Below are 21,789 nucleotides of genomic sequence, written 5' to 3'. Positions count from 1 at the left end.
ATTGCGCCCCGGCTTTTTTGTGCCTCGAATTTAGTGAACCTGTGAACCCACGATGGCTGCTCGATCGGCCATAGCAACCGCGTGGGCGGCAAGTGAACGGCAGAAGGATTCGAAAGATCCGGCGTAGCCTTTGTCTTTGTGGTCAAACACGCCGTCGGCGAAAACCTTTCCGCCCAGGCCAGCGACAAGACCGAAGCTTGTCGAGATGCCTGCAAACACCTGAAGAGCGTCATCGATGTTCGAGCCGATCTGCTTCACAGCGAGAAGGCCGTAACGGTTCGATAGCTCGATGAGTGCGCGGTCGCGCCAAGGCTGATCGAGAGCGCCGACCCACGACTCTTCAATCCACGAAGGAATTTCAATGCGGTCACCGCTGTCATCGAGCCAGCGCTCAACACGCTTGCTCCACGCCTTGTAGGCGCGACCATAAGCCTGCATGTCTGCGGTTTTGGTCATCCCCTGCAGATCAGGAAAGCCCTTTTCCTTGCAGCGCTCCGGCGCGCGGTCAAAGAGCTGATGGTTGAGTTGCTCCGCAAAGCCATCCTGGCTCATGCTCGTCCGAGCGATCATGTCTCGCGCAACGGCGACCAAGACCGCATCGCGTGTTTCGTGTCGCAAGTTCGACGTTTCCATGGGAACTGCTCTCTTCTAATCTGGCTTCAATGGATCGGCGGATACGGATGTCGCTTAGGCGGCCATCTCGGCCCAAGGAAACGACGGACATAGGGATTCTTTTTTGAAAGCACCTTCGGTCAACGCCTCCGCTCGCTTGGCAATCACTGGAGACATGCCGTGCTTTCCCCGAACCCAGCCGGAAACGGTGCTTTGATCAACCTTGAGCTTTTCGGCGGTGGCCTCCTGGGTGCCGAAGTAGTCAACGAGGCCCTTATAAATAGCGTTCATGATGCCCCTCCATACGGGAATACCCATATAGTAGGTTATGGGAATGCCGATTTGCAAGGGTATGGGAGCACCCGTAATACTTCGCGGATGGAATTTAAAGAAAGACTCAAAGCAGCCCGCCGCCACGCCGGTTTAAATCAGACCGAGCTTGCCGAGCGTGCCGGCCTCACGCAGACATCAATCTCCGACCTCGAGCGCGGCAAGTCGAAGGCGACAGCTTTTGCCGCCCAAATCGCTTCGGTGTGCGGCGTATCGCCTATGTGGCTCGCTGAAGGCACTGGCGACATGCTTAAGGGTGTCGCGGCACACGCTGAGCGGATTCAGCCAAGCGTGGCAATGTCTGACATCCAGAGTTGGGATGACGAAACCCCGCTTGATGACGACGAGGTTTACGTGCCCTTCCTTCAGGAGGTGGAGCTGGCAGCGGGCTCAGGCCGGTTTGCGATCGCAGAAAGCGATACCTCGAGGCTGCGCTTCTTCAAGAAAGACCTTCGCCACAACAACGTGCAGTTCAACAACGCAAAGTGCGTGGTCGTTAGCGGCAACAGCATGCTGCCGGTGCTTCGCGATGGCGCCACGGTAGGCGTGAACGTCGGCAAGAGTTCGTTGGGCGACATCGTCGACGGCGACATGTACGCGATCAACCACAACGGGCAGCTCCGCGTGAAGCAGGTTTATCGGCTGCCAACCGGCATTCGTCTGCGAAGCTTCAACCGTGACGAACACCCGGACGAGGACTACACCTTCCAGGAGATCCAGGATCAACAAATCGCAATCCTGGGTCACGTGTTCTGGTGGGCGATGTATTCACGATAAAAAGGATTAATTCTGTTTACACACAAGGAGCAAGTAATGATAAAAAAAATCACCACCATTCTATTTTTGTCGGTTTTTCTAGTGGCTTGCGCGGGAAAGCCCACACAAAAAGAACTTGATAATGCTGACTATGGACAACCTGTTGAGCAAAGCATCGCAGAGGATTTGACGAAAAGTTTCTTTGCTCAATATTTGAAAGATCCCTACTCGGCCCAGTACTCATTCGGAGGAATTTACAAGGGCTACAACGTTGGTAGCGTCTTTGAAAATAGGAAAATCACAGCTGGTTACCTTCTTGACGTCAGCATCAACGCCAAGAACAGTTACGGCGGCTATGTTGGCACGAAGACTTATAAGTTCATTTTCCACAACGGAAGAATGGTTCGAGGGTATGAAATTTTGAAAGCGAGTGGTGCTCCGATTACGATTTATTGAGAACGATACTCACTGAAAGTCCGGCTCTGCGCCGGGCTTTTTCATTCTTGTAGTTAGGGCCCACCCTCCAGCCCTTCGACCGCATGCGCATAGAAGGCGCTGGCCTCCTCCGCCAGCTCCCGCCACTCATCTCTGTCGATTACACCGGTGCGCTTCAGTTCGTCCGACATCATCATCAGGGCTTCGAACCGTTTTTCGACGCTCATGCGGATCTCAGGCTCTTCCAGCAACCTGCGCCAGGTAACTATTGCCTTTTCTTTCTGATCGTCGCTCCTTGCAGCTCACCTGATTGTCTGTGAGCTGTAGAGTCGCTGCAGTCATTGATGTTCTGCGGCGCCGGCGTGCGGCATTCGCGCGTGGTGGCTGTGCGCCACGGATGGTAAGGTGCGGGCTCAATTACGGGAGGGATACCATGGGCTTGAAAACGTGCACTCTGCTTGCCGCCTTGGCGATGACCTTGGCTGGCTGCGCAGCACCTCAACATAGGACGGCGGCGGCTCCAGCCATCGCGCCCGCGATCAAGACGCCGCACGTATTTAAGCCAATCGATTTCAAATATGACCCAAAGTCACCGGAGGCCATCAACTTTTCTCGCCAGCTAGATCTCCCGGCATGGCAATGTGACCTTGAGGCAACAACCGGCAACACGATGGTGCGATATGCGAATGCCCAAACGATTTCCGTGTACAGCAACTCGCTGATGGATTGCTTCAAACATGCCAGGGCGCAGGGCGACGAGGCCGTGAATCGACTCAAGGCGGCCAAGGTACCGGCGAAGCAGGCAGAACTGAGCAAGGACCTATACACGAAATGGTCAGCCTATCTCACCACCATGAGCCCGTATCGCACCACGGACCAACAAGCTAAATCCGCGTACCAGGCCGCCAAAGAAGCGCTGGCAACCGAGATTAAATTTTCTAACTAACCTCCCCTCTCTCATCCAGGCCCGCAAAGCGCGGGCTTTTTTATGACTACAAATATCGGCAGTTATATTTTTTATGGGAATACCCGTTGACACTAAATATGGGAGTGCCTATATTTGCATCCAGGCCAACGCAACACCGGCCCAGCAGCGAAAGCCGCGCCGCTCTTTAGCTCCACCGCTTCACCTTGCCGGATCACCACCGGCCCAGATTCAAAGGCAGCGATGAACCGGCCTCAACGGTTCAGAGGGTTGGCAACTGACCCGGGCGTGCAGCGTAAAACGCCAAGAACAGTTATCCAGCGGGAGAACAAGCCGAAAGGCCCGTGGCTGGAGGAACAATTTGAGTTAGGCCGGTGATCGACGCCAGTAGCGGATCCCTGCGGAAAGTTTCACTGATGCACCTGGCGACGGGTGCATTGGGAAAACAACCGGAGCGAGACAATGAACGAAGCCCAGACAAAACAGATTCAAGACATTGTTCAAGACATCGCGACCGACGAAAGCATCAGCTTTGATGAAGCTTTCGCAATCGCGATGGGAATGTTGAAGTTTCATGCCGACGGCATGCCTAAAGGGAGAAAGGCGTTCGGCTGCGGAGGATGATGCTGCAAACCCAGGCCGTCGCCAGTAGCGGGCCTGGGCACCCTCCCCCGACACCACCCGCATGCACTCCCCTCCGCGCCCAACGGCAACCAGCGGAGCGGGTGAGTGCATCCGAGTTTTGTTGGATCAACACCGCCACTTGGGAGCCGACCATGTCAGCACTACGCAAAGCTCAGTTTGAGTACGACGAACTTCTGCCACCGCCAGTGAGCGAGCGCGACCCGGCGGAAACGGAGTGGCTTGAGCACTCCGCTGAACAGTTGGTATGCGGCTCGGACGTAACGTGGAAGCGCCGATCTAGCCCGGAGCGGAAGGTGACCAAGGCGGAGTACGCCGCACACCTGCAGCTGCACCTGACCGAGCGGCAGATCGACGGACTTGATGATCGTGACTCGTTCGCCAACCTCGTGTTGGCGGTGGTCGTAGGCAGCCCGGCCGAGGCGCTGACCCACGCCAAGCACCTGCTGGGCAGTAACAGCCCGGTCACGCAACTCGAAGCGATCGCAGCTATCTTCCTTCGCCCGCACGCCGCCGATGCGGTGGCCGCCGAGCAGGAAGCAGCCGAGGACGACGTGGACGCTGATCTGTGAGCCCTCACATCCTGATCGACCAGGCGCTCGAAGGCGTTGCCACGCCATTCGGCGCAGAGGACATCAGCCTGCTAGTCCAGGCCCTGATCACCCGCCTCTTCACTGACGGCGCAATCACCATTGACGAGTTCAACCACTACTGCAAGCGGCTGCGTGACATTTGTCAGCGGCGCAAGGAGACGGCATGAGTACGGCACCGGTTAAATCGCTGATTGACGAGCAGCTTGAGGACATCAGCGCTCATAACTTGCGCGAGGCGTATGGCCTGGCCGAACGGCGTGGGTTCTTCGGTGCACCTGTCGAGCAATACGCCGAGCCGGGCTACGGTGGCCGGGTTCTCCAGGTGCTGCGATATCGAGTGCAGAAACAAGAATCGCAGCAATGAGTTCTCGCTTCTTCGTCTTCTGGCGCAGTTCATTCCTACCGCTCGCCACCTGCACCGCCCTTATGTTGTTCGGCGCCCTCGCCGGTCGCATCACCCAATAAGGAATCGCCATGCAAATCGATCCTCGGGCCAACGCCCCCGAGCGCATTGCTGCGCCTGCACCGCTGCCCCACGTCAGCCGTCGCGCACTCAAACGCGTGAAAAACCCCATCCCCGCGCCGACGGAATGCCGCTACTGCGGTGGCGAAGTCCACTTGGTGTGCAATTCGGAAATCTACAGCGGCCGTAGCTATGGAGATTGGCCATATGCCTACCTCTGCGTCGGCTGCCGGGCCTATGTAGGCCTGCATCCAGATACTGATATTCCTTTGGGCACACTGGCCGACGACAAGCTCCGCGCGGCGCGCAACCGCAGCAAGGCTGCCTTTCATGACCATATGAAAAAAGCCGGCCTGAGCCGCACGCTCGCTTACCGATGGCTGGCCGGGAGCATGAATATCGAGGTCGGAAAATGCCATTTCGGATGGTTCGAGCACGAGGAATGCACCGCCGCCGAGCAGGCGGTGAAACTCGCGCCCCCTCAAACAGCCGTGGCCCAGGCATTCGCCAAAGCTCAATAAACATTCCCTCAAACGCTGCGTACATCGCGGCAAGGAATCCGTATGTCCGCAGAGCGCAAACCCAGCCCAGTTGTAGAGGGGATTGAGTCGAGCGTGGTCACCACCATCGAGCAACGCCGATCACCCACTGCCGTAACTGAGGCGGCAGCTCAAACCAACGACGCTGCCAGCATCATGTCCGTGATCATCCAGGTAGCGGCCAATCCAAATGTCGATGTCGGCAACATGGAACGACTGATGCAGATGCACGAGCGCCACGTCGACCGACAGGCTTCGGCAGCGTTCAGCATTGCAATGGTCAGCGCGCAGAAACGAATCAAGCCGGTGACGCGTAATGCGGTCAACAAACACACCGCCAGCACTTACGCCACGCTCGAAGATATAGACCGGAAGATCAGCCCGATCTTCACCGAGGAAGGTTTCTCGCTGTCCTTCGGCACCGCCGATTCACGCCTGCCTGGTCATCTGCGCATCACCTGCGACTGCATGCACGCCGGCGGCCATACGAAGCTCTACCAGCTAGACCTGCCGATTGATGCCGCAGGATCTGGCGGCAAGACAAACAAAACCGGTGTTCAAGCGAACGGCTCGACGATCAGCTACGGCCGGCGATACCTGACCCAGATGATTTTCAACGTCACCACGACCGATGACGACGATGACGGGAATTCGGGGCCGCTACCCACGGAGGTCTCGCCGCCGGAACCTGAAGCCCTTCCTCCCTACCCTCCCGAAAAGTTCGCCGAGAACTTCCCCAAATGGGTCGGCATGATTTTGGGTGGGCAAAAGACAGCCGAATACATCGTCTCAATGCTCGGGGTCAGAGCTTCGCTAACCGAGCATCAGAAAAAAACCATCCTCGCAATCATCGCACCATCACAAGAAGGGGACGCATCTTGATAATTCACTCGGTAATCCAAGGCTCCGCCGAATGGCACGCACTGCGAGCTCAGCACTTTACCGCTTCGGAAGCCCCCGCAATGAAGGGCGCCTCCAAGTACCAGACCCGCACCGATCTGCTGACGCTGAAGAAGACCGGCATTCCGCCGGACGTCACGCCGCCGCAGCAGTACATCTTCGATAGAGGCCACGCCACAGAGGCATCGGCCCGACCTCTGGTCGAGGGCCTCATCGGTGAGGAGCTGTATCCGGTCGTTGGCACGCTGGGTAACCTGCTCGCGTCCATGGATGGTATGACGATGCTCGGCGAGACATTGTTCGAACACAAACTCTGGAACGAATCGCTCGCCGCCCAGGTAAAGGCTGAAGATCTGGAGCCGCACTACTACTGGCAACTTGAGCAGCAACTGCTGGTGAGCGGTGCCGAGAAAGTGATCTTTGTTTGCTCCGATGGCACCGAAGACAACTTCGTGAGTATGGAATATCGCCCAGTCGCGGGCCGCGCAGATCAATTGGTTGAAGGCTGGAAACAGTTCGAGGCGGATCTTGCTGTCTTCACTCCGATCGAAGTCGTGCCCGAGGCTATCGGAATAACGCCGGACAGCCTGCCCGCCCTGCGCATTGAAGTCACCGGTATGGTCACTGCCAGCAATCTTGAGCAGTTCAAGGCTCATTCGATGGCAGCACTCGAGTCGATCAATACCGTCCTGGAAACTGATCAGCACTTTGCCGATGCCGAGAAAAGGGTCAAATGGTGCATCGATGTTGAAGAGCGTCTTGAGGCGGCCAAGCAGCATGCGCTGAGCCAAACCGAAAGCATCGACGTACTCTTCCGAACCATTACCGATATCGGCGCCGAGGTTCGCAGAAAGCGGCTTGAACTGAAAAAACTGGTCGAGGCGCGCAAGGTCAGCATCCGCGAAGACATCGTCATGAATGCCGCCAAGGCGCTTCAGACGCACATCGATCAGATCAACAGCTCGTTGGGCGATAAGGCCCGAATGCCCGCGGTGCCCGCCGACTTCGCCGGCGCTATCAAGGGCAAGAAGTCCATCAGCAGTCTGCGCGATGCCGCCGACTTGGAACTGGCCCGGGCGAAAATCGAAGCCAGCCGGATTGCCGACGGCATCCGCACCAACTTGGCCAGCCTGGTCAAACTCGCCGCTGACCACCTGTTCCTGTTCAACGATACCCAGCAGTTGGTGCTCAAAGCCAATGACGACCTGGTTGCGCTGATCAAGGTGCGGATTTCGGAGCATCAGGCGGCCGAGGCTAGGAAGGAAGAAGAGCAGCGCGAGCGGATTCGCACTGAAGAGCGCCAGCGCCTGGAGCGGGAGCAGCAAGAGGCGGCGCGTGTTGCGGCGGCCAAGGCGGCGCAGGCCGAATTGGTGTCGCCTGCCCCAACGAAAGCAGTCCCCGCCGTTGCAACGATCGTAAAGCCTGCCACCTCAGCGAAACCGGTGAGCTACCGCGCCAAAGTCACCGATCTGGAGGCTCTGGTACACGCGGTTGCCGGCGGACTGGCGCCGCTCAGCGTGCTGACTGTCGACTGGGATGCATTGAATGCACTGGTCGCCCAGCAGGGTTCGCTCTTCAGCATGACTGGCGTAACCCTGGTGAACGCCGCGGCATGAGCAAGATGAAGCGAGTAACAAGTCAACGACGCCGGCAGGCCTGGCTGGGCCTGCCGGCCAGCGGCATTGAAGAGGTTGGCCATGGCCAAAAGTGGGCAAGAACGATCGGCCAAGACGGCGCTGAAGCGGCAGGAAAAGAAGGAAGTAGAGCTGCGCCACAAAGTGCGTCACGGCATCACAGAGATGCTGGCCGACCTCATGCGTTGGAACGAGATCGAGGAAGCTGGCGAGGCGTTGCAACTGCTGATATTGAATGCTGATCCAGTTGCGGCCCTATCTCAGGCTGCCGCTGACCTTCCCCTTTCGCCGTCTGGACTGATTCGGCATCACGTCAGGCCTGGCATTCTTGACCGGCTGGATGATGTTGCCCAGAGCCTACGCGGGGCCAGCCAGAAACATGCGATTGAGCTGCTGATTCTGTGCGCTCATACGGCCGGACCGGAAGGCTCTGCAAGGCACCTGCGTATTCCGCGACACGAAATCACGATCAGTGAAAACGTGTCGCGACAGCTTGAAGAGTTCGCCAACACCGGTATCGAAACATAAAACCCTACCTGATCAAGCACTCCCTAACACACTTCGTCAATTTTTTATCGTCTATAATTAATGGTTCAATTTCTACCGTATTTACAGGCGTCCAAATTGCACGAAGTTCGTACTGACCAGAAAATTTAGTTCTTTTTTTTGTCACTGGGGCGCCACCCCAATCCTGCTGATTCCACACTTCGTCAGCATCGGTATATTCAACAGCATGTATACCATGATACTTTACAAGAACCTTAGTGGTGATAGCTTTTGTTAATCGTGCAATGAACCCCTGCGGCTTTATGATCTCAACGCATGTTTCAGACCCTTCAAGTTGAGCAAAAACCTTAGAGGAACACACTGCAGACAAGCTAAGAATAAAGCAGTCTTGGGACTCTACATTTTGTCGCAGAGTCAAACTCCCACTTCCTTGAATTCGAAAACCAAGTCCATCACAGTTACTAAAGTCGCCCATCCCAAAATCAGTAAGCGCTTTTCTTCCGACGGGATCATTATCCTCGGATGAAAAACTATCTATTTTATGAGAAACAAATTTTTTGCCTTCATATGAGTCTGCCACCCCGCGCTTATGCTCTGACTTTCTGAAGTCGTACAACGTGCCTATTCGCAAATTCCCAGACCTCAACAATGAGTCGTTGTACTTCTTACTTTGATACCGAAAAAAGCCGTCCATACCCACTCCTTTTATTGGCTATTTCAGACACTAGAAATTTTAAAACAGAACGATACAACTAATTTCTTCTAAACATAAATTCGGCCTCCTTTAACATGGCACGACATTGCTTATCTACAGCTGTCAAAAGTTCTAAAATATTCCAGTTATTTTGCACAGCTAAATATGCTTTGAAACTTCCTGTAATCGCATATTTCACATCTAACCCTTCAAGATCAACCTTAAACCGAATCACTTCCGTACCTACATCGATTACGTCAGGCAGATCAAAAGCAACTGGTGTCATTCCGCGATCTGATGAGTTGATAAAATTTGATGACCTTGCTTTTGCAATCACAGGATACAAATTCCGGTGCTTATCGTGATTTGAAATTTCACGCAGCCCCTCAAGAGCGGAGCAGCCTTCAACACCTTGGGCAAACGGTTGATATTTTTTTATGAAGTATACCTTGTCGAGAGGCACGAATTTAAAATAGCGCTGACTGCCCCAATCATTCTCATTGGAGAGAATTGGAAACTGTATTTTAGGGGCTTGCTGAATAGTAGGCTCGTCGCCAATATGAAGCGTAGCAATCTGCCACCAAAGATAATCCAAGCAAGAGCGATAGTTATGAATCGCATCGCCCAGCACTAACCCTACACCAATGGAATCAACTGGTAACTCCTTCACGGCGACCGATATACAACCTCGTTGATGGTCTGCCTTGTTGAGGATGGGGATATCCAGCAAGTCCCCATCAATGAAACCATCAAAGCTTCTATAGACCTCTGAAAGATGAAATGCGGCCCGGTCAACTTTCGCCCATGAGTCTTTTAAAGAAAACACCATAGCCCCCCCATCTAGCTCAACGCTGGAATCTCTTATTACCCTACTTCAACGAATCACGCCAGCCGGCGAGGCAGGCGTCTGCCTGGAGATAACCCATGAGCATTCCCGCAAACGCTTTGAGCGACGAAGAGTGCCTGCACTACGCCGCGCTTGAGCCGTCCGCCGCCGCAGAGCTGACCCGACGCCTTACTGCCCAAAGCATCGACCCAGGCGCTGAAAGCGAAGAGTTGCGAGAGGACATCCGTCGACTGGAGAGCCAGGCCGAGGATGATTCAGAGGAGCTGGACAAACTGCGGGACGGCGCTGGTGAAGCCTGTGAGCTGATCAAGCGCGCAATGAATCACGACGAAGATGAAGAGCTGTCAGTGAGCGTGCTTCTTCAAAAAGCCCTCGACTGCCTGGAGTAATGCCATGAGCACATTTGCCGTATTCGGAATGAATGAACACTTCGCCCGCGAAGAGGCGAAGCGCAAGGTTCGTGACTTCAAGATCGAGAGAGGTCAGCGGATCGAACTGTCTATGAGCCAATGGCTCCAGGCGGTCGAGGATCGCGTAGTAAAGATCATGGACGGCAAGCGTGTCGCCCAGCTCAGCAGCATGTTCGATGCCCCCCAGTACGCCGCTGATTACGCCGACCGCATCCGTAAGCTGGGCCGATGCCGCGACGTGATTATCAGGGCAAAGATCAAGCTGCCGCAGAACGATACAAGGCGCAAGTCAGCGACAAAGCTTTCATGGATGGACTACTCACCGGAGTCGACCGCGGCTGCCTGAGTATCCACCACTTACCGCGCCAGCTGACGAGAATGTCTTATGGAAATCACTTACGGCTCGGTCTGCTCGGGCATCGAGGCGGCAACGCTTGCATGGAAACCTCTCGGCATGCGTGCCGCCTGGTTCGCCGAGATCGAAGCCTTCCCCAGCGCGGTACTGGCCCACCACTACCCCAATACGCCGAACCTCGGCGACATGACCCAACTCGCAGGCAAGGTGCTGGGCGGAATGATCGCGGCGCCAGACATACTTGTCGGCGGAACCCCGTGCCAGGCCTTCAGTGTCGCCGGCATGCGCCAGGGCCTGCTCGACCCGCGCGGCGCCCTCACCATCAAATACGTGGAGCTCGCAGATGCAACTGACTATGTTCGAACCAGTCGCGGCAAGCCGCCCTGTGTCATCGTTTGGGAAAACGTCCCCGGCGTCCTCAGTGATAAAGGGAACGCCTTCGGATGCTTTCTTGGCGCGCTTGCTGGGGAAGACTGCGAATTGCAGCCTTCAGGGAAGAAATGGCCAAACGCTGGTTGTGTGTATGGACCCAAAAGAACAATCGCGTGGCGGGTCCTGGACGCCCAATATTTCGGATTGGCCCAACGACGCCGCCGTGTGTTCGTTGTCGCAAGTGCTCGAGACGGATTCGATCCCACCGAGGTACTTTTTGAGCGAGAAGGCGTGCGCCGGGATACTGCGCCGCGCCGAGGCGAGGGGCAAGACGTTACCGGAACAGCTCCTTTCGGCCCTGCGCTCCAGTGCGGATGCGGATACGTGTTCGGAGAAGAGCTCGGACCGTACGGCTGCGTGAACTGCGAGGGTGATGAAGGCCCTGCGGTGACGATGTTCGGCGGTATCCCGGCGTTCGGTGCGGGCAATGCATCAGGCTCTATTGAGCGATCAGGCACCCTCACCCACCATGGTGGCAGGCAGGATTTTGAAAGCGAGACGTTCTTCGTCGCGCCGACATTGGCCGGCGGCGGACGCAAGTCCGGAGGATACTCGCTCGACGACATCCCCATCACCGCCCCCGCACTTCGCGCCCAGGCGCAGAGCAGCCACCGCGCCGACTCAGAGGCCTTTATCGTGGCCGGGACACTCAACGCCAACGGCAAGGCCGCCGGCAGCGCAACCCAGCAAGACGCCGAATCTGGACTGCTGGTAGTGCACGGTACGCAAGACCCTGTGATTAGCGACTCGACAGCCTTCGCGCTCGGGCGAAACAATGGACAGGAAAATGCAGTACTCGCTTTCTCCTGCAAGGATCACGGCGCAGACGCTGGGGCGATATCGCCGACGCTTCGTGCCATGAACCACTCAGGGAGCCACGCGAATGCTGGCGGTCAGGTAGCGATTGTCGCCGCACTATCACCAACGCTTAGATCCAGCAACGTGCGCAACAACAGCAACCCAGTCACTGAAGCTGACATGCTGGTCGCTTTCACCCAGAACAGCAGGAGCGAGGTCCGCCAGATAAACGGCGACGGCCAGATCATCGGAGCTCTCGCCGCCGAAAGTGGAGCCCAGCAACAGAACTACCTGGCCAGTACCTCAATGGTACGCCGCCTCACCCCCCGCGAGTGCGAACGCCTCCAGGGTATGCGGGACGACTACACACTGATCCCGTGGCGTGGCAGGCCGGCAGATGAATGCCCTGACGGCCCACGGTACAAGGCGATCGGTAACAGCAAGGCGGTTACCGTCGTTCGATGGATCGGCCGGCGACTTTTGCAACAACTCTGAACTCCCCCACTCCACCGCCGGGCATGTCCCGGCAAGGACGATAATCAATTGAAAGACCGTGACATGCGTGCGCTGGACAGGGACAAGGATTGGTAAAGGCACGCCACACCACATGTGGCTTGACTAAACCTCGCTCATACACCATAAAGCCATAGGTAGGCCATCAGAGTTTCAATAAATGGATTTAAAACAAGTAAACCAAGCCAACAAAAATATTGAATACAGCATTGTGTCAGCGAGTATATTTTGCGCCAATACTTGGATGACGTTGATTGCTCCGCTAGTAATCGGCCTGTTTGCCAGTAAGCTATTTGCAAGCCAAGACTTCACCCCAACGGAAATCACTCTTTACTCTATCTCAATTACGATCCACATAATTTTTGCCGTCATAATTTTTTATGCCGGAAACAGAAGATCTACAACTCTCGCAGTGGAAGAATCATTGACTGAGACTGAAAAGTACAAATCAGAAATAATCCCCAAAGCCAAAGCAGTATATGAAGTATCCAAGACCCAACAGAGCGTCACATACTTAATGACACTGGAGCTTGAGTCGTTAATCGACGAGGTTAGGTCGCGCCCAGTAGACTACCCACTCGCACAAGGATTGAAAGATTGGGAGGCCGGACTTAATCGAATTCTCTGGCACTTGGTAGATCACCGCACACAACTATTTGGGTACAAAGGCGACTCTCTATATAACTTTGCCCTATATATGTATGACGAAACAAGTGAAGAGCTATGTATAAAATGGCGCAGCCATGACAACCGACTTAACACTTCTAATAGACGATGGAAACCCGGGTTCGGACATGTGGGTCTAGCCTTCATCCAAGGTGAAGCAAAAATTTGTCAAGATATTGCGATTAGCTCAGAGCTATCCGATAGCGCCACTATAGAGTCTGACAAAAAGAATTATAGATCATTCATCTCCGTACCGATAAAGGACTCCTACAACATATTGGGTGGAAACAAACCACTAGGTGTGCTAGTATTCACTAGCAATCACGTTAGCCAGTTCTCTTGGGAGCGTGACAAGATATTTACTTTGACAGTCGCAAAGATACTGTCTATGTATATCGAACGTCACATGATTTCGCTAGTGGAGGGTACAAAAAATGAAAGGGAAGGAAAATAAACTTTCTGGATTGGTTGGCCTAGTGGTGCAACCACCCTCCATTAATACAGGCATAATTTCCGAAAGCTTGAGCTTTGAAGACTGCATTATTCAGAGTTCAAAGCATAGCGGATCTTTTTCCCGGGAATGGGTTGAGTCTGAAGTAGAAAAAAGCTCTGATTATTTCACTAAAGAAATTTACAGCAACGCTTAGTATTTAGCTTCAGCCCACAAATCAAAATAAGCTCGCTCTGGCGGGCTTATTTTTTGCCCGCGTTTCAATAGCATCAGCCCCTTAATCGATGTAACTCCCTCTCCCTTCAAAGTCAGCCGCTATAGCGGCAAGGACGAAGTCATGCCTGTAGAAAATGAAATTCGCCTCAACAGCGCGGCGCGGGATGTCATCGCCGAGCGGCAACGCCAAGTATCAGTCGAGGGCTTCTCGCTGTATCGCGACGATCTGTACGTGAATGGCGAACTTGCCGAAGCAGCATCCACCTATGCAAGCCTCGCCGGGAATCCGCGCAGCATGAGTTCGGCCTGGCCCCGTGTGATTGGGGAGTTCAAGCCGAGTGCTGATCGGCGCCGCAACCTTGTGAAGGCGGCGGCACTGCTGCTGGCAGAGATTGAGCGCGTCGATCGCGCCCGCTTGATCAAACACTGGCCGGTAAAGCGAGATGAAAACGGGATGTTCCAGCACCCCGACATGCCCGACTTCGACGAGGGTGACGGAGACAAGTGCAAAGCCTGGCTTGCTGAACAGGGCCTGATCGTGGCCATGGTAAGCCTGGAGTCGGCAGAACCCGCAATTGCCGACCGCTACTTCGAATCACACGACCCGAATTGCAGCTACTGGGAGCCTGAGCGGCCTGAAGGCGAAGGCTGGTTCTGCCTGGCAATTCACGACACTGACGATGGCCCGGTCTGCTGGTGGGCGCGCCGCGAGGTGACGCCATGATCTTCGCCCCGCTCTACATGGCCTACCTCATCTACAAGGGGCCGTGGCGATGATCGTCAAAATCGCATTTGACCCAGCCAAACTGAAAGCCGATGACGAAGCCTGGCCGGCTTTCAACGCTGGTGGCCTCACCCTCAAAATCTGGGCGCTGTACAAGAAGCATTTCGTCACCTCGCAACACTTTCGCGAGTCCTTGGTGCAGATGGCCGAGCTGTTTGAGCGGATGCTCGACATCGATGACCACGATATCCGGCCCTACATGAATATCGACGAGTTCATGGGATACCTCGGCGCCTGCGGCATTTACGGGACAGTGGTCGGGCCACGGCATAAAGAAATGGCCGAGTGGGTTGTCAGGTACTGGGACTATTTCAACCTCTCCACACAGCGAGCCGTGACGCTTCAGTTCAAAGTTGTGAAGGAAGTAGATGAGACCTTAACGATCTGCGGTTTTGGCCCGCCCCCCTCCGTGTAACCCCTCCCCCAACTCAACAGCCTGCCGGTGTACGGCGGGCGAGGAATCCCCATGCTCGCAACAAAGCTTTTCGCCCTCCTCATGGGCGTACTGACCTACCTGGTCCTATCCGTACTCTGGTTCGTTCGGGCAGCGCCCTGGCTCTTTACCGAGGGCTCCGAGGCATCCCTATTCATCTTCGTCGTTGGCATGGCCATCTGGCTCATCTTCACGGCCTGCTTGTTCATTCACCTCATTCAGAAAGTGCGGCCGGCGTAGAGCTTCCGCTTTATTTCCCCTTCTGCCGCAACGCGCGGCATGGAGCATCACCGCCCAGTCCGGGCAGAGGTAACCGCAATGCCTGGAGAGCCGCAATTTTCATATGCGCCAGACCCCGACAAATTGACCGAGAAACAAATGGCGGAACGCCTGGGTACGACAGTAAAAGCCCTGCAAAGCCGAAGAAGCCGAAACCAAATTCCAGAGGGTGTTTGGAACAAGTTCGGGCATCACATCATGTACAGCGTAAGGAGATACGACGAATGGCTGGAAAGTCTGTGGGTTTGCCCGCCGGGATGGAAATCAGAGGCGACACAATCCGCATCCGTTTTAGTTGGGAGGGTAAGCGTCGATCAGAAACACTCACGCTTCCCACCACGAAAGCGGGGATCCAGGCTGCCACCCGCCTTAGAGATCAAGTAATCAGCCTGATAAAACACGGACTTCTCGACGAGGCCAAATATGCGGAGTTGTTCCCGGGGTCGGTCTTGTCCGGGGGCAAAGAGGTGTTGTTTGGGGAATATGCTCAAGCGTGGCTGAGCGGGAGGGAAATCGAGGAAGGCACGTACCTGAATTACAAAAGCGCGTTGAACCTGTACTGGATGCCGCACCTCGTACTGACTCGCCTGAGCGCAATCAGCACCATGATGTTGCGCAGGATCGTCGCAGAGGTCGAGTGGTCGTCACCTGGGGTGAAGCGCAACGCCCTGGTGCGCCTGAGCACTATTCTGGATGACGCTGTACGCGAGGAGCTCATCCCAAAGAATCCGGCTGAGCTATTGGACGCGCCGAAGCGCAAGAAGGGAGAGCCAGACCCATTCAGCCTGGATGAAGCGAACGAGATCATCGCCGAGCTTTATAAGACGGATCACTGGCCAAGCGGAATCTATGCAGCGTTTTTCGAGTTTGCTTTCTTCACCGGCATGCGCCCGCAGGAGATCATCGCCCTTCGCTGGGATGAGGTGGATCTCAAGAAACGCCAGGCGCATGTCTGTCGCGCCATTGCCCAGGGCGTTATCAAAGAACGCACCAAAACGAAGAAAAACCGCCACGTGCTGCTGAATGACAGAGCACTGCACGCGCTGGAGTTTGCCGCTCAGTACGCGAAACGCAGGAAAGCAGGCACCAGCTCAATCAAGGAATACCCCTACGTATTCCCTCCCTCCAAGATGAGCCAGCACATCAGGCAGACCTCTGACCTGCACAAACAATGGGGCCCGGCCCTGGAGAAGTTGGGAACACGTTATCGGCCGCCGTACAACTGCCGTCATACTTATGCGACAATATGCATAATGTCTGGCATGAATCCCGCCTTTATTGCCCAACAGCTTGGACACAGCGTCCAGATGCTGCTCTCGACTTATGCGCGCTGGTTGAACTCAAGCGGCGACTGGGGAGAGATGGAAAAGCTGCAAAATGCCCCAGGAATGGCCCAAGTGCCAAATGTGCGGCTCGCAACCCATTGATAGGTAAAGTAATTGATCTCCACAGCAAATATCACGATGCAGTTCGGCGCCAAGCCGTTATTCGAGAACGTTTCGGTCAAATTCGGCGCGGGCAACCGCTACGGCCTGATCGGCGCCAATGGTTGCGGCAAGTCGACCTTCATGAAAATCCTCGGTGGTGATCTTGATCCGTCCGGCGGCCAGGTCATGCTTGAGCCGAACGTGCGTCTGGGTAAATTGCGCCAGGACCAGTTCGCCTACGAAGAATTCAGCGTCATCGACACCGTGATCATGGGTCACGAAGAGCTGTGGAAGGTCAAGGCCGAGCGCGACCGCATCTACTCGCTGCCGGAAATGACCGAAGAAGACGGCATGGCTGTGGCTGAGCTGGAAACCGAGTTCGCTGAAATGGACGGCTACACCGCCGAATCCCGTGCCGGCGAGTTGTTGCTGGGCCTGGGTATCGGCATCGAGCAGCACTTCGGTCCGATGAGCGAAGTGTCGCCAGGCTGGAAACTGCGCGTGTTGCTGGCTCAGGCTCTGTTCTCCGATCCGGAAGTGCTGTTGCTCGACGAACCGACCAACCACCTGGACATCAACACCATCCGCTGGCTGGAAAACATTCTGACCCAGCGCTCCAGCCTGATGATCATCATCTCTCACGACCGTCACTTCCTGAACAGCGTGTGCACCCACATGGCTGACCTGGATTACGGCGAATTACGTCTGTTCCCGGGCAACTACGACGAGTACATGACCGTGGCGACTCAGTCCCGCGAGCAACTGCTGTCGGACAACGCCAAGAAAAAAGCACAGATTTCCGAGCTGCAATCGTTCGTCAGCCGCTTCTCGGCCAACGCCTCGAAAGCCAAGCAGGCCACTTCCCGCGCCAAGGCTATCGACAAGATCCAGTTGGCCGAGGTCAAGCCTTCAAGCCGCGTCAGCCCGTTCATCCGTTTCGAACAAAACAAGAAATTGCACCGCCAGGCAGTCATCATCGAGCGCATGGCCAAGGGCTTCGACGGCAAGCCGCTGTTCAAGGACTTCAGCTTCCAGGTTGAAGCTGGCGAGCGCGTGGCGATCATCGGCCCTAACGGCATTGGTAAAACCACCCTGCTGCGTACGCTGGTTAACGAACTGACTCCGGATGCCGGTAGCATCAAGTGGACCGACGCCGCAGAATTGGGCTACTACGCCCAGGATCACGCTCACGACTTCGAAGACGACGTCACGCTGTTCGACTGGATGGGTCAGTGGACTCAGGGCGAGCAAATGATTCGCGGTACGCTGGGCCGCATGCTGTTCTCCAACGACGAGATCCTCAAGTCGGTCAAAGTCATCTCCGGTGGCGAGCAAGGTCGCATGCTGTTCGGCAAGCTGATCCTGCAAAAGCCGAACGTCCTGATAATGGACGAACCGACCAACCACTTGGACATGGAATCGATCGAAGCGCTGAACCTGGCGCTGGAAAACTACCCGGGCACGCTGATCTTCGTCAGCCACGACCGTGAGTTCGTATCATCCCTGGCCACGCGCATCATCGAGCTGAGCCCGGACGGCGTGACCGACTTCAGCGGCACCTATGACGACTACCTGCGTAGTCAGGGTGTGGTGTTCTAAGCACTGCTGCAACATGAAAAAGCCCTGTCCTGTGACGGGGCTTTTTGCATTTCATGGCCCGCATTCTGGATGAGGCTGATACCTTCGCAAGCAGGCTCGCTCCCACAGGGGGATGCATTTCAAATGTGGGAGCGAGCCTGCTCGCGAAGACGCCAGAACTATCACCACAAATCCCGACAAAGAAATCGTTAGCCTGCTTCCTTTTATTCCCCACCCACGCCATGATGCGCTTCTCCCACCGCCGCCCGCGAATGAGCCCTCATGTCTGCGCAGCAATTGCCCCCGCAAAGCTCCATGGCGATCACCCTGCAGATCGTTTCCATTGTTTTCTACACCTTCATTGCCTTCCTGTGCATCGGCCTGCCGATTGCGGTGTTGCCGGGGTATGTCCATGAACAGTTGGGGTTCAGCGCGATTGTTGCGGGGCTGACCATCGGCAGCCAATACCTCGCCACCCTGCTCAGCCGCCCCATGGCCGGGCGGATGTCAGACACCGTGGGCACCAAACAGGCGATTGTTTACGGTTTGTCGGGAATTGTCTTGAGTGGCGCGCTGACGTTGCTGTCCACCCTGCTGCAAGCGTTTCCCCTGCTGAGCCTGGTGATCCTGATCGTTGGCCGGTTGCTGCTGGGGATCGCTCAGGGCCTGATTGGCGTGGGTACGATCAGTTGGTGCATGGGCCAGGTCGGCGCCCAGCACACCGCTCGCTCGATTTCGTGGAACGGTATCGCCTCGTACGGCGCCATTGCCATCGGGGCCCCGTTGGGGGTGGTGATGGTTGATGCCTGTGGCTTCGCCAGCCTGGGGATTACCCTTTCGGTACTGGCCATGGCGGCACTGCTGTTGATTCGCAACAAGCCATCGGTACCGGTGATTCGCGGCGAGCGCCTGCCGTTCTGGGCGGTCTTCGGGCGTATTGCGCCCTTTGGCGCGAGCCTGAGTCTGGCCTCGATCGGCTACGGCACGCTGACCACGTTCATTACGTTGTATTACTTGAATCGTGGCTGGAGCGGTGCCGCGTACTGCCTGACAGTGTTCGGAATCTGTTTCATTGTGTCGCGGCTGCTGTTCATTTCCGCCATCGGCCGGTTCGGCGGTTTCACCTCGGCGATTGCCTGCATGACCATCGAAACCGTGGGCCTGGCACTGTTGTGGCTGGCGCCGACCACCGGTTATGCGCTGCTTGGCGCTGGCCTGACGGGGTTCGGCCTGTCGCTGGTGTACCCGGCGCTGGGAGTCGAGGCGATCAAGCAGGTGCCCAACTCCAGCCGCGGCGCGGGGTTGAGTGCCTATGCGGTGTTCTTTGATCTGGCGCTGGCGATTGCCGGGCCGTTAATGGGGGCGGTGGCGCTGAATCTGGGGTATTCGTGGATATTCTTTTGCGCAGCGTTGTTGTCTGTCACGGCACTGGGCCTGACCTTATTGCTGAAACGCCGCGCATTGTCCTGATATCCATATCCCCAGGAGCTGCCGCAGCCTGCGGCAGCTCCTGGGAGGATCGGGGGCACGGGATAAAATCGACAAGGTCCTTACTGATCGGCCGTCTGCATTCCCGCCCGGCTCGGCTTGTCCAGGGTGCGTGAGAAGAAGCGCCCGGCTTCGGAGATCAGGTTGCGGTGGATGTCTTCACGGTCAACACCGTCCGCATCCGTGCAAATCGCCGGCATCGCGGCAATCTGCTCCTGCGTGCACGGCGCCATGAACACGAAGTGCCCTGCTCCCGCCAGCAACTTGAAGTCCGGCGCCACCGGCAGTTTGCGCGCCAGAGCAGCGGCGTTCTTGTCGAAGGCCACCAGTTTGTCGCCATCACCGCTGTACAGCAGCACCGGCACATGCACGCCCGCAAGGGTGTGGCGACCGAACTTCAGGCTCAGCGGTGCCATCAGCATCAACGCATGCACGCGCGGGTCGGCCACCGGCTGCAAATCATCTCGATCAACAATCAGCTCACCCTGGGTGTTGCAGGCATCGCGGTCATCAGGACGCTCCTGGCAATAACGACGCAGGCGATCCAGATCCGGGGTCGCCCCTGAGAGAATCAACGCCGTTTCACCGCCGGCCGAATAGCCAATCACGCCGACCTGATCGGGATTGACGAACGGCGCAAGCATGGGGTCGCCCAGGGTTGCAGTAATGGCTTCGGATATCTGGATCGGCCGCCCATACAGGTTGCTCAAAGTGCCGAGGCGGCTGTGATCCTTGTAGTTGTCACCGGGATGGAACACCGCCACCACCACAAACCCCTTGCGCGCCAGTGAAGTGACCAGGTCATGCAACGCCAGCGGCGTACCGGTGTTGCCATGGGACAGCATCAATATGGGGAAACGACCCATGGCGATTTTGCTGTCTTCACCCGCCGCAACGGTGTAGCCCTCCAGATTACTGCTGTGGTCGATGTCACTGGAGGGATAAAAGGCGATGGCACGCATGGGTTGCAAGTCCAGCGGATCGAGGAACGTCATCTCGTGATAGCCGACGCTCCAGTGCGGGTGCGGCGCGGGCGCGGCGTGCACTGAATTCAGGCTGCTGAGCAGGCAAATCAGTAACATTGCACAAAGACGCACCATGGCGAGACCCACCTTTGCTACTGGGCTGAAAGGCCCGATCGGCGTCGACTGGCGAAGACGCGGCCTTGTGCCTGTGTTTGCGGCGATCAAGGTCGTTGCAGAGCGGGGGCGTTAACCCTCGATTGCATAACCTGGGCCACAACACGTAAAACAAAAGAAATGACCAGAAACAAAAAACTCCGTATCTGACCATTGCAATGTTCAGAATACAGAGTTTTTTGGGTATTGCCCGAGCAGTTTGACGTCTTTACCAAAGCCTTACGCAGCGGCGAACAACTGCTCGCTGATTTGCGTGTGCGCATCGCTCATCGCCTTGCTGCGCACTTCCTCGCCGTAGGCCAGGCCCTGGGCACGGACGAATTCGATGTCGGTGATGCCAAGGAAGCCAAACAGCAATTTCAAATACTCTTCATGCGCCACGCCGCTTGCCTGACCGGCATGCAAGCCGCCCGAAGTCGATACGATTACCAGCTTCTTGCCACCGCACAGGCCTTCAGGGCCGGCTTCGGTGTAGCGAAAGGTCTGACCGGCGACGGCGATGCGGTCGATCCAGGCCTTGAGCTGGGTTGGAACGGTGAAGTTGTACATCGGAGCGGCAATCACCACGGCATCAGCGGCGATGAATTCGGCCAGGGTCGAAGCGCTCAGGTCCGCTTCATGTCGTTGCGCAGCATTGCGCAGTTCGGCGGTGGTGCCGGCCGCTACCAGGGTAGTCGAGGAAAAGTGGCTGATGGCATCAGCTGCCAGGTCACGGTAAGTCACAATGGCCGACGAATCGGCAGCTTGCCAGGCCTTGACCACTTCGCTGCTCAGCTGACGGGAAGCCGAGTTGTCGCCCAGAATGCTCGAATCGATATGCAACAGTTTCATGTGGGATCTCCAGGTGAGGACCGCCACGGGGCGATCTGATGGGAGTGATCCTACGCATGAAACCAATAGCTGATTAGCCGGCAACAATGCGATAGTTTGTCTCACTGATAGA

The 21,789-nt window shown here is 56.2% G+C and carries 27 protein-coding genes; 20 read left to right on the top strand and 7 right to left on the bottom strand.

Annotated elements, in window-relative coordinates; genetic code table 11:
* Nucleotides 1-30: 30 nt before the first annotated feature.
* Nucleotides 31-633, bottom strand: coding sequence for a DUF8585 domain-containing protein (locus POF45_RS00940; protein WP_259494451.1), 603 nt, complete (start codon nt 631-633; stop codon nt 31-33).
* 54 nt (nt 634-687) lie between these two features.
* On the bottom strand, nt 688-903 hold the full coding sequence (locus POF45_RS00935; RefSeq protein ID WP_025804620.1) for a helix-turn-helix domain-containing protein: 216 nt from the start codon (nt 901-903) through the stop codon (nt 688-690).
* 87 nt (nt 904-990) lie between these two features.
* Here POF45_RS00935 and POF45_RS00930 point away from each other — a divergent pair, with 87 nt between their 5' ends.
* Both POF45_RS00930 and POF45_RS00925 read left to right on the top strand, forming a co-directional pair.
* Entirely contained in the window at nt 991-1,719 is a 729-nt protein-coding gene (locus POF45_RS00930; protein WP_259494453.1) for an XRE family transcriptional regulator, read from the top strand.
* Between the two features lie 36 nt (nt 1,720-1,755).
* Nucleotides 1,756-2,154: a hypothetical protein gene (locus tag POF45_RS00925; protein WP_259494454.1), complete on the top strand. Its 399-nt coding sequence runs from the start codon at nt 1,756-1,758 to the stop codon at nt 2,152-2,154.
* Nucleotides 2,155-2,207: 53 nt separating this feature from the next.
* Here the strand turns inward: POF45_RS00925 and POF45_RS00920 are convergent, their stop codons facing one another.
* A complete protein-coding gene (locus POF45_RS00920) occupies nt 2,208-2,360 on the bottom strand; it encodes a hypothetical protein (RefSeq protein ID WP_259494455.1) in 153 nt (50 codons plus the stop codon).
* 206 nt (nt 2,361-2,566) lie between these two features.
* Between POF45_RS00920 and POF45_RS00915 the strand changes: the two genes are divergently transcribed.
* The 9 genes from POF45_RS00915 (at nt 2,567) to POF45_RS00875 (ending at nt 8,357) form a co-directional block, all read left to right on the top strand.
* Nucleotides 2,567-3,079, top strand: a complete 513-nt coding sequence (locus POF45_RS00915; protein ID WP_259494456.1) for a hypothetical protein — start codon at nt 2,567-2,569, stop codon at nt 3,077-3,079.
* A 441-nt stretch (nt 3,080-3,520) separates the two neighbouring features.
* Nucleotides 3,521-3,682: a hypothetical protein gene (locus POF45_RS00910; RefSeq protein ID WP_282314786.1), complete on the top strand. Its 162-nt coding sequence runs from the start codon at nt 3,521-3,523 to the stop codon at nt 3,680-3,682.
* Nucleotides 3,683-3,834: 152 nt separating this feature from the next.
* Nucleotides 3,835-4,272 carry a hypothetical protein gene (locus POF45_RS00905; RefSeq protein ID WP_282314785.1) on the top strand — a complete coding sequence of 146 codons (438 nt, stop codon included), beginning with the start codon at nt 3,835-3,837 and terminating at the stop codon, nt 4,270-4,272.
* Nucleotides 4,269-4,460, top strand: a complete 192-nt coding sequence (locus POF45_RS00900) for a hypothetical protein (RefSeq protein ID WP_201194765.1) — start codon at nt 4,269-4,271, stop codon at nt 4,458-4,460. Before POF45_RS00905 ends, POF45_RS00900 begins: the two co-directional genes overlap by 4 nt.
* Entirely contained in the window at nt 4,457-4,657 is a 201-nt protein-coding gene (locus tag POF45_RS00895; RefSeq protein ID WP_282314784.1) for a hypothetical protein, read from the top strand. Before POF45_RS00900 ends, POF45_RS00895 begins: the two co-directional genes overlap by 4 nt.
* A 110-nt stretch (nt 4,658-4,767) precedes the next feature.
* Nucleotides 4,768-5,277, top strand: coding sequence for a zinc-finger-containing protein (locus tag POF45_RS00890; RefSeq protein ID WP_282314783.1), 510 nt, complete (start codon nt 4,768-4,770; stop codon nt 5,275-5,277).
* 42 nt (nt 5,278-5,319) lie between these two features.
* Nucleotides 5,320-6,177 (top strand): ERF family protein, encoded by an 858-nt coding sequence (locus POF45_RS00885; protein ID WP_282314782.1) that lies wholly within the window; start codon nt 5,320-5,322, stop codon nt 6,175-6,177.
* Complete coding sequence (locus tag POF45_RS00880) at nt 6,174-7,811, top strand: YqaJ viral recombinase family protein (protein WP_282314781.1); 1,638 nt, start codon at nt 6,174-6,176, stop codon at nt 7,809-7,811. The genes POF45_RS00885 and POF45_RS00880 overlap by 4 nt, the downstream gene beginning before the upstream one ends.
* A gap of 81 nt (nt 7,812-7,892) precedes the next feature.
* Complete coding sequence (locus POF45_RS00875) at nt 7,893-8,357, top strand: hypothetical protein (protein WP_282314780.1); 465 nt, start codon at nt 7,893-7,895, stop codon at nt 8,355-8,357.
* A gap of 4 nt (nt 8,358-8,361) precedes the next feature.
* Here the strand turns inward: POF45_RS00875 and POF45_RS00870 are convergent, their stop codons facing one another.
* Together POF45_RS00870 and POF45_RS00865 are read right to left on the bottom strand one after the other, a co-directional pair.
* The gene (locus tag POF45_RS00870) at nt 8,362-9,030 is read right to left on the bottom strand and encodes a hypothetical protein (protein ID WP_282314779.1); all 669 of its coding nucleotides are present in this window, start codon (nt 9,028-9,030) and stop codon (nt 8,362-8,364) included.
* Nucleotides 9,031-9,088: 58 nt separating this feature from the next.
* Nucleotides 9,089-9,859, bottom strand: a complete 771-nt coding sequence (locus tag POF45_RS00865; RefSeq protein WP_282314778.1) for a hypothetical protein — start codon at nt 9,857-9,859, stop codon at nt 9,089-9,091.
* 95 nt (nt 9,860-9,954) lie between these two features.
* Here POF45_RS00865 and POF45_RS00860 point away from each other — a divergent pair, with 95 nt between their 5' ends.
* The 9 genes from POF45_RS00860 (at nt 9,955) to POF45_RS00820 (ending at nt 19,689) form a co-directional block, all read left to right on the top strand.
* The gene (locus tag POF45_RS00860; RefSeq protein ID WP_259494476.1) at nt 9,955-10,266 is read left to right on the top strand and encodes a hypothetical protein; all 312 of its coding nucleotides are present in this window, start codon (nt 9,955-9,957) and stop codon (nt 10,264-10,266) included.
* A gap of 4 nt (nt 10,267-10,270) precedes the next feature.
* Nucleotides 10,271-10,633, top strand: coding sequence for a hypothetical protein (locus tag POF45_RS00855; protein ID WP_259494477.1), 363 nt, complete (start codon nt 10,271-10,273; stop codon nt 10,631-10,633).
* Between the two features lie 39 nt (nt 10,634-10,672).
* Nucleotides 10,673-12,367, top strand: a complete 1,695-nt coding sequence (locus tag POF45_RS00850) for a DNA cytosine methyltransferase (protein ID WP_282314777.1) — start codon at nt 10,673-10,675, stop codon at nt 12,365-12,367.
* Nucleotides 12,368-12,545: 178 nt separating this feature from the next.
* The gene (locus POF45_RS00845; protein WP_282314776.1) at nt 12,546-13,505 is read left to right on the top strand and encodes a GAF domain-containing protein; all 960 of its coding nucleotides are present in this window, start codon (nt 12,546-12,548) and stop codon (nt 13,503-13,505) included.
* 667 nt (nt 13,506-14,172) lie between these two features.
* Nucleotides 14,173-14,442 carry a hypothetical protein gene (locus POF45_RS00840; RefSeq protein WP_282315981.1) on the top strand — a complete coding sequence of 90 codons (270 nt, stop codon included), beginning with the start codon at nt 14,173-14,175 and terminating at the stop codon, nt 14,440-14,442.
* Between the two features lie 49 nt (nt 14,443-14,491).
* On the top strand, nt 14,492-14,917 hold the full coding sequence (locus POF45_RS00835) for a hypothetical protein (RefSeq protein ID WP_282314775.1): 426 nt from the start codon (nt 14,492-14,494) through the stop codon (nt 14,915-14,917).
* 521 nt (nt 14,918-15,438) lie between these two features.
* On the top strand, nt 15,439-16,641 hold the full coding sequence (locus POF45_RS00830) for a tyrosine-type recombinase/integrase (protein ID WP_282314774.1): 1,203 nt from the start codon (nt 15,439-15,441) through the stop codon (nt 16,639-16,641).
* Nucleotides 16,642-16,653: 12 nt separating this feature from the next.
* Entirely contained in the window at nt 16,654-18,240 is a 1,587-nt protein-coding gene (locus POF45_RS00825) for an ABC-F family ATPase (RefSeq protein WP_259494274.1), read from the top strand.
* 261 nt (nt 18,241-18,501) lie between these two features.
* Complete coding sequence (locus POF45_RS00820) at nt 18,502-19,689, top strand: MFS transporter (protein ID WP_282314773.1); 1,188 nt, start codon at nt 18,502-18,504, stop codon at nt 19,687-19,689.
* Nucleotides 19,690-19,769: 80 nt separating this feature from the next.
* Here POF45_RS00820 and POF45_RS00815 read toward each other — a convergent pair whose 3' ends face one another.
* On the bottom strand, nt 19,770-20,807 hold the full coding sequence (locus POF45_RS00815) for an alpha/beta hydrolase family protein (RefSeq protein WP_282314772.1): 1,038 nt from the start codon (nt 20,805-20,807) through the stop codon (nt 19,770-19,772).
* Between the two features lie 258 nt (nt 20,808-21,065).
* The gene (locus POF45_RS00810) at nt 21,066-21,677 is read right to left on the bottom strand and encodes an FMN-dependent NADH-azoreductase (protein WP_259494277.1); all 612 of its coding nucleotides are present in this window, start codon (nt 21,675-21,677) and stop codon (nt 21,066-21,068) included.
* Nucleotides 21,678-21,789 lie beyond the last annotated feature (112 nt).

The sequence above is a fragment of the Pseudomonas fungipugnans genome (assembly GCF_029955235.1).
Taxonomy (GTDB): domain Bacteria; phylum Pseudomonadota; class Gammaproteobacteria; order Pseudomonadales; family Pseudomonadaceae; genus Aquipseudomonas; species Aquipseudomonas fungipugnans.
Note: the sequence above shows the minus strand (reverse complement) of the source record. Positions and strands in the feature narration are given on the sequence as shown.

What these genes read in the sequence shown, in the direction of transcription:
- POF45_RS00940 (WP_259494451.1), bottom strand. Translation starts at nt 633, where the DNA reads ATGGAAACGTCGAACTTGCGACACGAAACACGCGATGCGGTCTTGGTC.
- POF45_RS00935 (WP_025804620.1), bottom strand. Translation starts at nt 903, where the DNA reads ATGAACGCTATTTATAAGGGCCTCGTTGACTACTTCGGCACCCAGGAG.
- POF45_RS00930 (WP_259494453.1), top strand. Translation starts at nt 991, where the DNA reads ATGGAATTTAAAGAAAGACTCAAAGCAGCCCGCCGCCACGCCGGTTTA.
- POF45_RS00925 (WP_259494454.1), top strand. Translation starts at nt 1,756, where the DNA reads ATGATAAAAAAAATCACCACCATTCTATTTTTGTCGGTTTTTCTAGTG.
- POF45_RS00920 (WP_259494455.1), bottom strand. Translation starts at nt 2,360, where the DNA reads ATGAGCGTCGAAAAACGGTTCGAAGCCCTGATGATGATGTCGGACGAA.
- POF45_RS00915 (WP_259494456.1), top strand. Translation starts at nt 2,567, where the DNA reads ATGGGCTTGAAAACGTGCACTCTGCTTGCCGCCTTGGCGATGACCTTG.
- POF45_RS00910 (WP_282314786.1), top strand. Translation starts at nt 3,521, where the DNA reads ATGAACGAAGCCCAGACAAAACAGATTCAAGACATTGTTCAAGACATC.
- POF45_RS00905 (WP_282314785.1), top strand. Translation starts at nt 3,835, where the DNA reads ATGTCAGCACTACGCAAAGCTCAGTTTGAGTACGACGAACTTCTGCCA.
- POF45_RS00895 (WP_282314784.1), top strand. Translation starts at nt 4,457, where the DNA reads ATGAGTACGGCACCGGTTAAATCGCTGATTGACGAGCAGCTTGAGGAC.
- POF45_RS00890 (WP_282314783.1), top strand. Translation starts at nt 4,768, where the DNA reads ATGCAAATCGATCCTCGGGCCAACGCCCCCGAGCGCATTGCTGCGCCT.
- POF45_RS00885 (WP_282314782.1), top strand. Translation starts at nt 5,320, where the DNA reads ATGTCCGCAGAGCGCAAACCCAGCCCAGTTGTAGAGGGGATTGAGTCG.
- POF45_RS00875 (WP_282314780.1), top strand. Translation starts at nt 7,893, where the DNA reads ATGGCCAAAAGTGGGCAAGAACGATCGGCCAAGACGGCGCTGAAGCGG.
- POF45_RS00870 (WP_282314779.1), bottom strand. Translation starts at nt 9,030, where the DNA reads ATGGACGGCTTTTTTCGGTATCAAAGTAAGAAGTACAACGACTCATTG.
- POF45_RS00865 (WP_282314778.1), bottom strand. Translation starts at nt 9,859, where the DNA reads ATGGTGTTTTCTTTAAAAGACTCATGGGCGAAAGTTGACCGGGCCGCA.
- POF45_RS00860 (WP_259494476.1), top strand. Translation starts at nt 9,955, where the DNA reads ATGAGCATTCCCGCAAACGCTTTGAGCGACGAAGAGTGCCTGCACTAC.
- POF45_RS00855 (WP_259494477.1), top strand. Translation starts at nt 10,271, where the DNA reads ATGAGCACATTTGCCGTATTCGGAATGAATGAACACTTCGCCCGCGAA.
- POF45_RS00850 (WP_282314777.1), top strand. Translation starts at nt 10,673, where the DNA reads ATGGAAATCACTTACGGCTCGGTCTGCTCGGGCATCGAGGCGGCAACG.
- POF45_RS00845 (WP_282314776.1), top strand. Translation starts at nt 12,546, where the DNA reads ATGGATTTAAAACAAGTAAACCAAGCCAACAAAAATATTGAATACAGC.
- POF45_RS00840 (WP_282315981.1), top strand. Translation starts at nt 14,173, where the DNA reads ATGTTCCAGCACCCCGACATGCCCGACTTCGACGAGGGTGACGGAGAC.
- POF45_RS00835 (WP_282314775.1), top strand. Translation starts at nt 14,492, where the DNA reads ATGATCGTCAAAATCGCATTTGACCCAGCCAAACTGAAAGCCGATGAC.
- POF45_RS00830 (WP_282314774.1), top strand. Translation starts at nt 15,439, where the DNA reads ATGGCTGGAAAGTCTGTGGGTTTGCCCGCCGGGATGGAAATCAGAGGC.
- POF45_RS00820 (WP_282314773.1), top strand. Translation starts at nt 18,502, where the DNA reads ATGTCTGCGCAGCAATTGCCCCCGCAAAGCTCCATGGCGATCACCCTG.
- POF45_RS00815 (WP_282314772.1), bottom strand. Translation starts at nt 20,807, where the DNA reads ATGGTGCGTCTTTGTGCAATGTTACTGATTTGCCTGCTCAGCAGCCTG.
- POF45_RS00810 (WP_259494277.1), bottom strand. Translation starts at nt 21,677, where the DNA reads ATGAAACTGTTGCATATCGATTCGAGCATTCTGGGCGACAACTCGGCT.